We start from the raw sequence: 664 nt of genomic DNA, 5'->3' as shown, positions 1-664 counted from the left end.
CGATAATCCAGTTTGTCATAACGGTTCCCGTCGACTGAATTAATCTTCAGTCGCTTCTTCCTCATCATCAGCTTCTGTATCTTCTTCAAGATCCACTTTAGCAACACGTGGCTCATGAATACTGACAACGGCTTGATCGTAAGAAGAACGTTCACCTTCTTCCAACTGCTCATCCTGAGTATGCGTCAAGGCAGTCAGAGTGACACCTTTAGGCAGCTTCAATTCGCTCAGGTGAATTGCTTCATCCATAGCCAGTTTTGCAACATCTATTTCGATGTATTCTGGCAGATCTTTAGGCAAACAAGAGATTTCAACCTCTGTCATCAGATGCGAAACCAAACCACCGGCTTTAACACCAACCGCTTTTTCCTCATTGATAAAGTGCAATGGAATAGTCATTGTCATTGCATGTTTGGCATCAACGCGCAGGAAGTCTGCATGGATGATTTTGTTGTCGTTCGCAGGATGACGTTGCAGATCTTTCAATACGACCTGATTTTTCTTGCCATCAATAACCAATGTCAGAATGTGAGCGTAAAACGCTTCTTCTGCCAAATGGCGAATGAACTGGTTATGGTTTACTGAAATTGAAACAGGTTCTTTTTCAGCACCGTAGACTACTGCTGGTACTTTGCCCGCATGACGTAGGCGGCGGCTCGCACCT

1 protein-coding gene is annotated in these 664 nt (G+C 44.4%); it reads right to left on the bottom strand.

Annotated elements, in window-relative coordinates; translation table 11 throughout:
- Positions 1 to 39: 39 nt before the first annotated feature.
- Positions 40 to 664: 50S ribosomal protein L25/general stress protein Ctc (locus B3182_RS00880; RefSeq protein ID WP_292751168.1), on the bottom strand; the 625-nt coding region annotated here is incomplete at its 5' end.

This window comes from Methylophaga sp. UBA4204 (genome assembly GCF_002379485.1).
Lineage (GTDB): Bacteria > Pseudomonadota > Gammaproteobacteria > Nitrosococcales > Methylophagaceae > Methylophaga.
The sequence above is the reverse complement of the archived record's forward strand: the minus strand, read 5'-3'. Positions and strand labels throughout refer to the sequence as shown.